This window comes from Polaribacter sp. HaHaR_3_91 (assembly GCF_019278525.1).
Lineage (GTDB): Bacteria > Bacteroidota > Bacteroidia > Flavobacteriales > Flavobacteriaceae > Polaribacter.
The window spans coordinates 1,046,449-1,059,906 of sequence record NZ_CP058986.1 but is presented as its reverse complement, the minus strand read 5'-3'; the positions used below and the strand labels follow the sequence as shown (position 1 = coordinate 1,059,906).

10 protein-coding genes are annotated in these 13,458 nt (G+C 30.5%); 7 read left to right on the top strand and 3 right to left on the bottom strand.

The window, feature by feature from the left end; genetic code table 11:
* Positions 1-25: 25 nt before the first annotated feature.
* From H0I27_RS04290 to H0I27_RS04275, 4 genes are all read left to right on the top strand, one after another.
* A complete protein-coding gene (locus H0I27_RS04290) occupies positions 26-1,924 on the top strand; it encodes an amidophosphoribosyltransferase (protein ID WP_218732661.1) in 1,899 nt (632 codons plus the stop codon).
* Between the two features lie 317 nt (positions 1,925-2,241).
* Positions 2,242-4,677 (top strand): zinc-dependent metalloprotease, encoded by a 2,436-nt coding sequence (locus H0I27_RS04285; protein ID WP_218733778.1) that lies wholly within the window; start codon positions 2,242-2,244, stop codon positions 4,675-4,677.
* Positions 4,678-4,757: 80 nt separating this feature from the next.
* Positions 4,758-6,344 (top strand): carboxypeptidase-like regulatory domain-containing protein, encoded by a 1,587-nt coding sequence (locus H0I27_RS04280; protein ID WP_218732660.1) that lies wholly within the window; start codon positions 4,758-4,760, stop codon positions 6,342-6,344.
* A 75-nt stretch (positions 6,345-6,419) separates the two neighbouring features.
* Positions 6,420-7,373 carry a tRNA-dihydrouridine synthase family protein gene (locus tag H0I27_RS04275; protein WP_218732659.1) on the top strand — a complete coding sequence of 318 codons (954 nt, stop codon included), beginning with the start codon at positions 6,420-6,422 and terminating at the stop codon, positions 7,371-7,373.
* A gap of 107 nt (positions 7,374-7,480) precedes the next feature.
* Here H0I27_RS04275 and H0I27_RS04270 read toward each other — a convergent pair whose 3' ends face one another.
* Positions 7,481-9,112: a mechanosensitive ion channel family protein gene (locus tag H0I27_RS04270; protein WP_218732658.1), complete on the bottom strand. Its 1,632-nt coding sequence runs from the start codon at positions 9,110-9,112 to the stop codon at positions 7,481-7,483.
* A gap of 101 nt (positions 9,113-9,213) precedes the next feature.
* Here H0I27_RS04270 and H0I27_RS04265 point away from each other — a divergent pair, with 101 nt between their 5' ends.
* Together H0I27_RS04265 and H0I27_RS04260 are read left to right on the top strand one after the other, a co-directional pair.
* On the top strand, positions 9,214-9,615 hold the full coding sequence (locus H0I27_RS04265; protein WP_218732657.1) for a Spy/CpxP family protein refolding chaperone: 402 nt from the start codon (positions 9,214-9,216) through the stop codon (positions 9,613-9,615).
* Between the two features lie 177 nt (positions 9,616-9,792).
* A complete protein-coding gene (locus tag H0I27_RS04260; RefSeq protein ID WP_218732656.1) occupies positions 9,793-10,245 on the top strand; it encodes a hypothetical protein in 453 nt (150 codons plus the stop codon).
* Positions 10,246-10,442: 197 nt separating this feature from the next.
* Here H0I27_RS04260 and H0I27_RS04255 read toward each other — a convergent pair whose 3' ends face one another.
* The gene (locus H0I27_RS04255) at positions 10,443-10,958 is read right to left on the bottom strand and encodes a gamma carbonic anhydrase family protein (RefSeq protein ID WP_218732655.1); all 516 of its coding nucleotides are present in this window, start codon (positions 10,956-10,958) and stop codon (positions 10,443-10,445) included.
* Positions 10,959-11,032: 74 nt separating this feature from the next.
* Positions 11,033-11,824: a DUF2797 domain-containing protein gene (locus tag H0I27_RS04250; RefSeq protein ID WP_218732654.1), complete on the bottom strand. Its 792-nt coding sequence runs from the start codon at positions 11,822-11,824 to the stop codon at positions 11,033-11,035.
* A gap of 81 nt (positions 11,825-11,905) precedes the next feature.
* Between H0I27_RS04250 and H0I27_RS04245 the strand changes: the two genes are divergently transcribed.
* Positions 11,906-13,423 (top strand): GH3 auxin-responsive promoter family protein, encoded by a 1,518-nt coding sequence (locus H0I27_RS04245; RefSeq protein WP_218732653.1) that lies wholly within the window; start codon positions 11,906-11,908, stop codon positions 13,421-13,423.
* The last annotated feature ends 35 nt before the right edge of the window (positions 13,424-13,458 follow it).

Here is a 13,458-nt window from a genome sequence, read left to right as displayed (position 1 = left end):
CACAACAAAAAAACTATATATACCAATGAGTGATGCTATTAAACATGAATGTGGAATTGCACTTGTTAGATTAAAGAAACCGTTACAATTTTATAAAGACAAATACGGATCTGCTTTTTACGGAATTAATAAAATGTATTTATTAATGGAAAAACAGCACAATCGCGGACAAGATGGTGCAGGTTTTGCCAGCGTAAAATTTAATGTAGAACCAGGTACAAGATATATTAGTAGGGTGCGTTCAAACCAACCGCAACCCATACAAGATGTTTTTGCTCAAATTAACCAACGTTTAAATAATGTTTTAGAACAAAATCCTGATAAAAAAGACGACGTTGCTTGGCAAGAAGAAAACATGCCTTATGTTGGAAACTTATTTTTAGGACACGTACGTTATGGTACATTTGGTAAAAATAGTATAGAAAGTGTACACCCTTTTTTACGCCAAAGTAACTGGAAACATAAAAACTTAATAGTTGCTGGTAACTTTAACATGACTAATTCTAATCAAATACTTGAAGAATTAATTGAGTTAGGTCAGCACCCTAAAGAATTTACAGACACCGTAACTGTAATGGAAAAAATTGGTCATTTCTTAGAAGATGAAGTTGGCAAATTATACCAAGAAGCAAAGAAAAAAGGATTTAATAAAAGAGATGCCTCACCTTATATCGAAGAAAATCTAAAACTAAAAAAAGTATTAAAAAGATCTTCTAGAAACTGGGATGGTGGTTATGCTATGGCAGGTTTAGTTGGTCATGGAGATGCTTTTGTTTTAAGAGATCCAAACGGTATTAGACCTACTTATTTTTATGAAGATGAAGAAGTTGTAGTTGTCGCTTCAGAAAGACCAGTTATTCAAACTGTTTTTAATGTTAAGATAGAAGACGTTCAAGAATTAGAAAGAGGACATGCTTTAATTATTAAGAAAAGTGGTGTAACTTCAATTAAGAAAATTATAGAGCCTAGAGAAAACAAAGCTTGTTCTTTTGAGCGTATCTATTTTTCTAGAGGAAGTGATGCTTCTATTTATAAAGAACGAAAAGATCTAGGAAAAATAGTGTTTCCAAAGATTTTAGAGTCTATTAATAGCGATATTTCTAACACCGTATTTTCTTTTATACCAAACACTGCAGAAACTTCTTTCTACGGAATGGTAGAAGCTGCTGAAGATTTATTAAACCAACAAAAAACAGCAAAAATTTTAGCTGGTGGAACAAAATTATCAGCACAAAAGGTTACAGAGATTTTATCTGAAAGACCTCGTTTTGAAAAAATAGCCATTAAGGATGCAAAATTAAGAACTTTTATTGCAGATGATAGCAGTAGAGATGATTTGGTAGAGCATGTTTATGATATTACATATGGTGTTGTAAAACCTACTGATAACCTTGTTATTATTGATGATAGTATTGTAAGGGGTACTACATTAAAGAAAAGTATTATTAGAATTTTAGATCGATTAAAACCTAAAAAAATAGTAGTAGTTTCTTCTGCTCCACAAATTAGATACCCAGATTGCTATGGTATTGATATGGCCAAAATTGATGATTTTATTGCTTTTAAAGCAGCTTTAGAATTGTTAAAAGATACAAATCAATATAATATTGTAGACGCTGTTTACAAAAAATGTAAAGAGCAGCAAGGTAAAGCAGATACTGAAATTGTAAATCACGTAAAAGAAATTTACAGTCCTTTTAAAGCTGAAGAAGTTTCTGCTAAAATTGCTGAAATGTTAAAAACAGTAGATATTAAGGCAGAAGTAGAAGTAATTTATCAATCTATAGAAGGCTTGCACAAAGCGTGTCCTGATAATCTTGGAGATTGGTACTTTACAGGAAACTACCCTACTCCTGGAGGACGTAGAGTTGTAAACCAAGCTTTTATTAATTTTTACGAAGGAAACGATAAAAGAGCGTATTAAGTATTACCAAAAATAATTTTTATAGCTAATATCTATAACAAAAGCTTACATTACTCATCTACAAAATAAATTGTAGATGAGTTTTTTTTTACAATAAAAAAGAAACGTTAACTATTAAAGACACTACTTCAATAGAACTTATTTAAAAAAATATTAAGATTAAACAACCAAAGGTGTTTCAACTCTATGATTTTTACCCCACCTACTTATTAAGAAGCTTTCTTTATTGCCCCCAACCTTTCCCTTTAACATATATTTAAGACTCAATACTTCAGCGTTTTCTTAATTTCGAAACCAATTCAAATAACACTTTAATGATGACAAAAAGATTACTTACTAAATTACTTTTAGTTGCTTTTGTTTTTGGTTTTACAACTCAAACAGAAGCCCAATTTTGGAAGAAAAAAAAGGACGAAACTCCTAAAGAAACTCCAAAAAAGAAACCCGAAAAGGGAGACATTCAGCCTTACGGAAAAGTGGTTACCAAAGACCATAAAACAGACGAAGGATTATTTAAAGTTCACACAAAAGGTAATTCTTATCTTTTCGAAATACCAGATTCTCTTTTAACAAGAGAAATGTTAATGGTAACAAGAATTGCAAAAACTGCAACCGGAATTGGTTTTGGTGGTGGAAAAACAAACACACAAGTATTACGTTGGGAAAGAAAGAACAAACAAATTCTATTAAGAATTGTTTCTCATGACATTGTTGCAGATACTATTTTACCGGTTCATAAAGCCGTTGTAAACTCTAACTTAGAGCCTATTCTATTTTCTTTTCCTATAAAAGCAATTAGTAAAGACTCTACAGCAACTGTTATAGATGCTACTCCTTTATTTACTTCAGATATAAAACCTTTAGGTTTTCCTGGTTTTTATAGAAAAGCGTTCGGTGTAACAAGAATGGATAATGACCGTTCATATATAGAAAGAGTTAGTAGTTACCCTAAAAACATAGAAACAAGACATGTAAAAACATATTTTGCAAGTAAAGCACCTTCTAATAGCTCTTTGGGGTCTATTACTTTAGAAATGAGTAACTCAATGGTTTTACTACCTAAAGTACCAATGAAACGTCGTTATTTTGATGAACGTGTAGGATGGTTTGCTAGAGGTCAAGTAGATTATGGTTTAGATGCTCAAAAAAGTAAAACAGTTAAATATTTAGATAGATATCGTTTAGAAGTAAAAGATGAAGATATCGAAAAATTTAAAAGAGGAGAATTAGTAGAGCCTAAAAAACAAATTGTTTATTATGTAGATAGCGCAACTCCAGAAGAATGGGTTCCTTATATTATACAAGGTGTAAATGATTGGCAAGTTGCTTTTGAAGCAGCAGGTTTTAAAAACGCTATTGTTGGTAAAAGAGCACCAACCAAAGAAGAAGACCCAGAATATAGTCCAGAAGATGTTCGTTATTCTGTAATTAGATATTTAGCATCACCAATTCCTAATGCGAACGGACCTCACGTAAGTGACCCAAGATCTGGAGAAATCTTAGAATCTGATATCAACTGGTATCATAATGTAATGACTTTATTACACAATTGGTTCTTTGTGCAAACTTCTGCAATTAACCCAGAAGCAAGAGGTAACAATTTCAAGACAAAAACTATGGGAGAATTAATCAAGTTTGTATCTTCTCATGAGTTAGGTCACACTTTAGGTTTACCTCATAACATGGGGAGTTCTGCTGCATATCCTGTAGATTCTTTACGTTCTGCTTCATTCACAAAAAAATACGGAACAGCACCTTCTATTATGGATTATGCTCGTTTTAACTATGTTGCACAACCAGAAGACAAAGGCGTTGCTTTAATGCCAAATATTGGTATTTATGACAAATATTCTATCTCTTGGGGATACAGACCTATTTTAGATACAGATGCTAAAGATGAAAAACCTATTCTTGATTCTTGGATTTTAAAACATGCTGGAGACCCAATGTACCGTTTTGGTCGCCAACAACGTGGTGTTATAGACCCAAGTTCTCAAACAGAAGACTTAGGTGACGATGCTGTAAAAGCAAGTAACTACGGAATTAAAAATTTAAAGAGAACTCTACTTAAATTAGAAGAGTGGACTAGCGAAGAAGGTGAAAACTATGATGATATGAATGCTATGTACGGTGAATTACTTACACAATTCTCTAGGTATATGGGACACGTTTCTTCTAACGTTGGTGGTATTTATGAAAACTATAAAACAACAGACCAAGAAGGAGCAGTTTATACTCATGTAGATAAAGCACGCCAAAAAGAATCTTTAGCATTTGTAATAGATCAATTATTTGAAACACCAACTTGGATGATAGATAAAGATCTTTTTTCTAAAGTACAATATACCGGTGCAGTAGATAAAATTAAATCTTTACAAGGAAGAACTTTAAGCGGGGTTTTAAGTACATCTAGAATGGCACGTATGATTGAGAACGAAACTTTAAACGGCTCTGATGCGTATACTTTAGTTTCTATGTTTTCTGATTTAAGAAAAGGTATCTGGACAGAACTTTATAATGGTAGAAGTATTGACACGTACAGAAGAAATTTACAAAAATTGCATATTGATGTTTTAAAATCTTTATTAGAATCTTCTTCTGCAAATATTTCTGATTTAAAATCTGTAGCAAGAGGTGAATTAAAACGTTTACAACGTGATGCAAAATCTGCTTCTAACAGAGGAAACACTTTAACTCGTTACCACTTACAGGATGTTGTAGATAGAATTGATACTATTTTAGATCCTAAATAATTTATTTAGAATTATATAATACTAAAAACCACGCCTCTAATTGGCGTGGTTTTTGACTTAAAAAACATAAAGTTTCTATTTTGAATCGAAAAAAAATCTCTTTTTTAGTTCTTATCATAATAACTATAAGCACAACTTTTTCTCAAGAAAAAATTTCTTGTAAAATAGTAGACGCTACTTCCGGAGCACCTATTGTTTATGCTACAGTTATGCTAAAAAATATAAATAGAGGTACACATGCAGACCTCAACGGAAATTTTGAAATACCAATAGAACAAAAAAATAAAGGAATAATTAGAATATCTTCTATCGGATATAAAACCAAAGAAGTAAAGCTCTCTCAATTAAAAACAAACAGTATTAATGTTATCTACTTATCAATAGCGAATAATCAACTCAATGAAATCGTTATTAAATCTTCAAAAAAGAAAAAAAGACAATTATTAGGCATTCAAATTGTTAAACAAGCTGTTCAAAATATTACAGAAAATTACCCAACAGAACCACATTCTTATATTGGTTATTATAGAGATTACCAACAACCTGTTGGTGATTCTTACCAAAAAAACAGACAATCTAAAGAAGAAATAAAATACTTAAATGTACATGAGGCAATAATAGAGTCTTTTGACGATGGTTTTAATAGTGATAAATTAGATAGTAAAAAAAATCAATCTTTATTATATAACTACAAAACAAATAAACAATTTATACAAGATCCTTCACTTACGGTTCCCTATGATAATAAAAAGAAAAAATATTCTGAAAGCGTATACATAACTCCTTTAGGAGGCAATGAGTTAAATATTTTAAATCTTACAAACACAATTAGAAACCATGATAAAATGTCATTTTCTTTTAGTAATGTTTTTGAAAAAGATTTTGTTAAAAACCATAAATTCAAAGTAAAACAAGTAATTTTTTCGGATAATACTCCAATCTATGAAATTTCATTTACCTCTATTATGGAAACAACAAATTATGATTATGCTGCATTTGGAACCATTTACATTTCTAAACAAGATTTTGCAATTCATAAACTCAATTATAACCTCTATTATAACAACAAGAAAAACCCACAATACTCAGTTACTATAGAATACATCCCTAAAAAGGATAAAATGTATTTAAATTACATCACTTTTAATAACTTCTTTGAAGCTTACAGCGGAGAATATTTTAAACTCATAAAAACCCATTACAATCCTAAACAAAAGAGTTTTAAAATGTATTTTAATAGATTGGTTGCACTTAACAGTATCCATAAAAGAAATTTTAAAATTTATTATAAAAATAAAAGATTAAAAGTTCTAGATATTATTCCTATTGAAGGAAGTTCGAGAGTATTTAATGTTGTTATTGACGAAAAGTCTTTTAATGAAGAAATCTTAAAAAAGGAAAATGTTAACCTAATTTATTCCCCTTTCTTTAAGTTCGATATTACAAATTTAAAAGACCTAAATGGTTTTGAGATTAACAAAAGACCTAGTTTAAAAATAAATCAATACAGAGAATTTTTTGTACAAGAAACTTTCGAACAGAAAGAACTCCCTATTCAGCAAAGTTTTATTGATAAAAATTCACCTTTATCAAAGTCATTAATAACACCTTTAGAATTAGAACACAACTATTGGTTAAATACTCCTTTAAAGTCTTCTAAAAACTAAGAAAAGTTCAATCCATTTTTTATTTTCTATCAAACGCATTAAAAAGTATTCTATATTTGCAGCACAATATTTTTTATGAGTCAGACACTTTTATCTTCTCCTTTACAAGGCTTTACAGATTACAAATTTAGAAATGCATTCAATCATTTTTTTGGTGGAATTGATACTTTTTATTCACCATACATCCGTTTAAACGGAAAACTAGTGATTAAAAATTCTTACAAAAAAGACATTGAACTCGAGAATAATACTGAGTTAGAAGTAATTCCTCAAATTATTACCAATGATGTAGAAGAATTTCTTTTTGTAGCTAAATATGTTAGAGAATTAGGCTACAAAGAATTAAACTGGAATTTAGGTTGCCCCTACCCGATGGTTACCAAACGCGGAATGGGCTCTGGACTAATTGCAAATCCTGAAAAGATAAATAGCATTCTTCATAAAATTCATAATGAATCTGATATTTTAGTTTCTATGAAAATGAGAATGGGCTATGATACTCCTGAAGAAATTTTAGAGGTTTTACCAGTTTTAGACAATTATCCTTTAAAAAACATTGCTATTCATGCAAGAATAGGAATACAATTGTACAAAGGTGGAACAGATTTAGATTCATTTCAAAAATGTGTAAACAATACAAAGCATAAATTGTATTACAATGGAGACGTTACCTCTGTTGCTGCTTATAAAAAACTTCAAGAACGTTTTCCATCTATAGATCATTGGATGATTGGTAGAGGACTAATTGCAGATCCTTTTTTACCAAGTATGATAAAAGCCGAAACTACAGAATACCCGAAAAATAGGTTCGATATTTTTAACGAATTTCACGATCGTATTTTTACTGAATATGATGCAGCGCTTTCCGGTCCTACTCCTATTAAAATGAAGATGCTTGGTTTCTGGGAATATTTTTCTCAAAGTTTTTCAAACCCTCAGAAAACCTATAAAAAAATTAAAAAGGCAGGTAATGTAAGAAACTACGAAATTGCTGTTAGAGAAATTTTTAAAGAGGCTAAAAACGGATAGGTAGCTAATAATATTTCTACCTTTTAATATTTTATCATAAAAAAAAGGCAACCTTACTGTAAAAGTAAGGTTGCCTTTTGAATTTATAGTACTAAAATATTGTTGAATTAATTTGCTGTTTCTGACTGATTCTCTTTGTTAAAATCGTTCACAACTGTTGCAATCACAGTATCTATTCTTTCTTGATTAATATCGTATTTAGGATTTAATCCTTTTTTCTCAGGAAAATTCTCAATAGTAACCGTTGTAGAAGGAAAAGCAAAATCTACACCTAACTCTTTCGCTAATTTTACAATAGCAATATGCAATCTGTGTTTAGAAGATTGCTCTACACCCCAAGCTAAACTCTTAAAATACACATTTACCATCACCAACAAAGCAGAGTCTCCAAAACCTGTAAACTCTACATTATAAGAATCCGAACGTGTTTCTGGATGTGCAATAATAATTTCTCTAAGGCCCTTAACAAAAGCCTCAATTAATTCTGGTGGCGTATCATAACGCAATCCTAAATTTGTATTGTATCTTCTAAATAAACGCAATCCTTTATTATTAATAACCAACTCAGACAATCTACTATTCGGAATTTGATAAATAGAAGTATCTGCAGCACGTACTTGTGTAGACCTAAATCCTACTCTTTCTACCGTACCCACAACTTCTCCTGCCTCAATCCAATCATCTATATGAAATGGTTTATCAAGAAATATCATAATAGTACCAATCAAGTTTTTTACAGTGTCTTGAGAAGCTAACGCAAATGCCAAACCACCAATAGTAGCACCCGCTATCATTGTTGTAGTATCTACACCAAAAAGAACTAATAATCTTAAAATACCAACTACAATAACCACACCTGTTAAAAAACTATGTAAAATAGGTACTAGTTGATCATCTAACCTTCCATGAGTTCTTTCTGTAAACTCACCATATATACGCATTACAACTTTTACTAATTTTAAAAAAACATAAATCCAGAAAATTGTTTCTGCTATATTTAAAGCCAAAAACACCCAAGTATTTGTGGTTAAACCAAATTGTAATGATGGAAAAGCTTTATCTATAAAACTTAATGCAACCAATAAACTTATTGGATGTGCCAATTTCTTAATTACCTTATTAACTTCTAAATTGGTATTCTTTGTAATTTGCTGTTGTAACTTTAATAAAATAAAAAATGCTATCCTTTTTACAATTAGGAAAATAATATAGGCTAAAATAAATAGTATTAACAATCCTATAATTTTCCACAATTCTATATTCAGTATCTTTTTATGACCAGAAAGAGGAATTATATTCTGTAATTTTTGAATGTACCACGGATATACCGATTTGTATAAACTTTCAATTTTGTTAATTGTTTCTGTTGAATAATACCAATTATCACCTATCTTTTCTACATAAATTTGTGGCATTCTTTCAGGAAATAATACGTATCTAAAATAAGAAGAATACCCAATTGTATCTTTATAATTAGCATTGGTAGGTACTCTGTTCATATCTACATACAAACCCTTACCGTCTAAAACTTGCTTTATTTTAATCGCTTTTTCAATAGCCTTCTCTTCGGAAAGACCTAAAATAGTTTTTGCTGCTTTTTTAGGTTCATAAGAATCCGATTGCAAAAAGTATAAATGTGTATAAACAGTAGCATGAGGAGTACTCATATCTACACGTATACTATCTTGAGCAGTTGTAAGAATTGGTAGTAATAAAAATAGCCACAATAATTTTTTCATATTTATTTCTTAAAAATACATTAAACAGAAATGCAAATTTAAACCTTTTCATTTTTTATGAGTCCAAGAAGCGTAATTAAAAATAACAAAACAAAAAAACAATGAAAAACATAGTAACTATTTTAGTACTTGTAATTGCTTTTACATTTACTGCGCAAGCGCAAAAAAAAGGAGGAAAACCTTCTACTGAAAAGATGTTGAAAAAAATGACAATAGATTTGAATTTAACTGCAGATCAGCAAAATGAGATTAAACCTTTATTAGAAGAACAGATGGCAGATAGACAAGCCTCTATGGAAAAAAGGAAAGCTCTACAAGATTCTGGAGAAAAACCTAGTAAAGAAGAACGCCAACAATTAAATGCAGAAAGAAAAGAAAAAGCTGCTGCTTTTAACACTAAAATGGAAAGTATTTTAGACAAAGAGCAATTTGCTAAATTTGAAGCAATGGCTAATGAGAAAAAAGGAAATACTGAAAAGAAAGGTAAAAAGAAAAAAAATTAAGAATAACTAGTTTTGGTTGATTAGGTTATTAAAAAACTCGGTTTCTTTATGGGCCGAGTTTTTACTTTTACAACACTAAACTAATGTTAAAGACTTGTTAAACAAAAATTTACATTAAACCTTTCTAGTTTTTATGGGTCAAAGAAGTATACATAAAAACATTAAAATTATAAAAATATGAAAAAATTAGCAAACATCTTAGTATTAGTATTTGCAGTAACATTTACTACACAAGCACAGAAAAAAAGAGGAGGAAATGGAGGAAGAGACTCTAAATTAACAGCAGAACAACACGCTACTTTAGCAGTTAAAAAAATGACATTGACTCTAGATTTATCTGAAAAACAACAAAACCAAATTAAGCCTATTTTAATGGCTAAAATGGCAGAAAGGCAAGCTGCAATGGCAGAAAGAAAAGCTGACAGAAAAGATAAAAAAAGACCAACGGCAGATGAAATGTTTGCAATGCAAAACAAACGATTAGATGACAAGATTGCAATGAAAAACCGTATGAAAGACATCTTAAGCAAAGAGCAATTTGACAAGTTTGAAAAAATGCATAAAAACAGAAGTAAAATGGCAATGCATAAAACAAAAGAAAAAAAAGGATCTAAAAGATCAAAGAGGTGATAGATCTTAAAAAATAAAAGTAAACTAGTTTTGGTTGATTAGTTGATTGAAAAAACCCGATTTCTTAATTGAAATCGGGTTTTTGTTTTTATAACGAATTGGTTTTGCGTTAGGGATAGAACGGTTTGTTTGAGCTCTTTTTTGTGTTTTCAAAAAAAGCGAGTAGAGAAAGCCCGACCTTGTGTAACTCCCAAATCTTATTCTTTAAACCAACTAGAATATTTTAAATAATTATTAGCTATTCTATCAATTTCACCAGAAATTAATTCTTGCGAAATATCTTTTACTTTTTTAGCCGGAACTCCTGCATAAATACTTCCGCTTTCTACTCGGGTATTCTTAGTAACTACTGCACCTGCAGCAATAATTGAATTAGATTCCACCACACAATCGTCCATAATAATAGCCCCCATACCTACCAAAACATTATCGTGAATTGTGCAACCGTGCACAATTGCATTATGCCCAATAGACACATTATTGCCAATTGTTGTAGGTGATTTTTGATACGTTGCATGGATTACCGCACCATCTTGAATATTGACTTTGTTACCAATTTTTATGAAATGTACATCGCCTCTTAGCACTGCGTTAAACCAAATACTACATTCCTTTCCTAGAGAAACTTCACCAACAATTGTCGCATTTTCTGCTACGTAACAATCTTCTGGTATTTGCGGATGATTTCCTCTTACTGCTTTTATAATTGCCATAATTTATAAATTTAAATTGTATTTTTTAGTATTATAACGTTGGATTACATCTAATTTCTCGGAGAAAACAGAAGTTATACTTCTATTGAAACCACCAAACCTTCATTACTTCTTACATTAAAAACGGTTTCATCTTCAAAAATTAAATACTGCCCTTTTATTCCCACTAAAGTCCCTGTATAAGTTGGTGTTTTAATCAGGTTTAAACTTTTTGGTTTTACAGGGTATTTTATCACCGGAAAATTGATATGTGTTTCAGAATTATTTTCAATAAAATATGCCTTTGCTTCTTCTGGGATAAACTCTTTTAATTTATCGCGCCAAGCTACCAAATCTACATCTTCAATATCATTTTTTAGCATTTTACGCCAATTGGTCTTATCTGCAACATACTCTTTTAAAGCAACCTCGGTAATTCCTGCTAAATAACGATTTGGGGCTTCTAGTATTTCAATTGCTTCATGTGCTCCTTGATCGATCCAACGGGTTGGAACTTGTTGTTTTCTTGTAACTCCAACTTTTACGTTGCTAGAATTTGCCAAGTATACAATATGTGGTTTTAATTGCATCGCTTGCTCGTAAGCCAAATCTCTATCTTCGATACCTAAATGTGCTTTACTTAATTCTGGTTTCATAATCCAATCTGCCGCACTCGGGATTTCGAAAAAACAAGACTTACAAAAACCTTGTCTATAAATTTTCTTTTCTAAATGACAATTTAAACATTCGTATGTTACAAAACGGATAGTTATCTCTTTATTTATTAACTGATTCATGTTTATAAAATCAGTTTTCATGTCTAAATAATACAGAATTTCAGCTGCATTTTCGGTCATCATTTTTTTTAAAACTCCTTGGTAAATCATCGCACAAATTTTGTATTTTTAAACTTCGGTTTTAAAACAATATTTGTTCTAAAATCATTCTAAACAAACTTACGAATTTCTATGGCTTTTCAAATTATCAATTCTATAATTTCTTGGTTTTTAAAGAAACGTAAACATCAAATAGAACTGTTTTTAAAATACCCCATTGATGTACAAGATGAATTACTTTTAAAACTTGTTCATACTGCTAAAAACACAAAATTTGGAAAAGAAAAGAACTTTGCTCAGATAAAAAATCATACAGATTTCACAAGAAATGTTCCTATTCAGAAATATGAAACTTTTGAACCTTTAATAGAAAGGTGTAGAAAAGGGGAACAAAATTTATTTTGGCCAACAGACATTAAATGGTTTGCAAAAAGTAGCGGAACCACCAACGCCAAAAGTAAATTTATTCCTGTTTCTGATGAAGCTTTAGAATATTGCCACATGAAAGCTGGTAAAGACATGTTGTGTTTATACATTAATAATAATGAAGATACTCAGCTTTTTACTGGAAAAGGATTACGCTTGGGCGGAAGTTCTGACGTGTACCAAGACAACAATTCTTATTTTGGAGATTTGTCTGCAATTATTATAGAAAACATGCCTTTTTGGGCAGATTTTAGCTCTGCTCCTAGTCAAGAAGTTGCTTTAATGAGCGATTGGGAAACAAAAATGGATGCTATTATTGATGAAACCATCGATGAAGATATTACAAGTTTAGCAGGTGTACCAAGTTGGATGTTAGTTTTGCTAAACCGAGTTTTAGAACGTTCTGGAAAAGATAATATTCTACAAGTTTGGCCAAACCTAGAAGTCTACTTTCACGGAGGCGTAAACTTTAATCCTTATAGAGAACAGTATAAAAAAATTATACCAAAAGATAGTTTTAAGTACTACGAAATTTACAATGCTTCAGAAGGTTTTTTTGCGATTCAAGATAGAAATAATTCCAAAGAATTGTTGTTAATGCTAGACTACGGAATTTTCTATGAGTTTATTCCGATGAGTGATTATAAAGGAGAAAATTCTAAAACGATTACACTTGCTGATGTAAAAAAAGACATCGATTACGCTTTAATTATTACTACAAACGGAGGTCTTTGGCGTTATTTGATTGGAGACACCATTCGTTTTACTTCTTTAGAACCATATAGAATTAAAATTACAGGTAGAACAAAACATTATATAAACGTTTTTGGTGAAGAATTAAATATAGAAAACGTAGAAGATGCTTTAAAATTAGCCTGCGAAAAAACAACTGCTACCATTGCAGATTATACTGTGGGCCCTATTTTTATGGAAGGTAAAGAAAAAGGTGGTCATGAATGGGTAATCGAGTTTACTAAAAAACCAGATTCTATGGGTTATTTTTCTGAAATTTTAGACAATGCATTAAAATCTATCAACTCAGATTATGAAGCTAAACGCTATTTAAACATCACTTTAATGGCGCCAAAAGTACACCAAGCAGAAGAAGGTTTATTCTACAAATGGCTAAAACAAAAGAACAAATTAGGAGGCCAACATAAAGTACCAAGATTATCTAATTCTAGAGATTTTGTAGATGAATTAATAGTGTTAATGAAATCTTAAAATTATTGTAATACCAACTTCATTAGGCATGATTA

Coding starts and splice junctions, on each gene's coding strand:
- H0I27_RS04245 (WP_218732653.1), top strand. CDS start 11,906: ATGGCTTTTCAAATTATCAATTCTATAATTTCTTGGTTTTTAAAGAAA.
- H0I27_RS04275 (WP_218732659.1), top strand. CDS start 6,420: ATGAGTCAGACACTTTTATCTTCTCCTTTACAAGGCTTTACAGATTAC.
- H0I27_RS04255 (WP_218732655.1), bottom strand. CDS start 10,958: ATGGCAATTATAAAAGCAGTAAGAGGAAATCATCCGCAAATACCAGAA.
- H0I27_RS04260 (WP_218732656.1), top strand. CDS start 9,793: ATGAAAAAATTAGCAAACATCTTAGTATTAGTATTTGCAGTAACATTT.
- H0I27_RS04265 (WP_218732657.1), top strand. CDS start 9,214: ATGAAAAACATAGTAACTATTTTAGTACTTGTAATTGCTTTTACATTT.
- H0I27_RS04285 (WP_218733778.1), top strand. CDS start 2,242: ATGACAAAAAGATTACTTACTAAATTACTTTTAGTTGCTTTTGTTTTT.
- H0I27_RS04290 (WP_218732661.1), top strand. CDS start 26: ATGAGTGATGCTATTAAACATGAATGTGGAATTGCACTTGTTAGATTA.
- H0I27_RS04250 (WP_218732654.1), bottom strand. CDS start 11,824: ATGATTTACCAAGGAGTTTTAAAAAAAATGATGACCGAAAATGCAGCT.
- H0I27_RS04270 (WP_218732658.1), bottom strand. CDS start 9,112: ATGAAAAAATTATTGTGGCTATTTTTATTACTACCAATTCTTACAACT.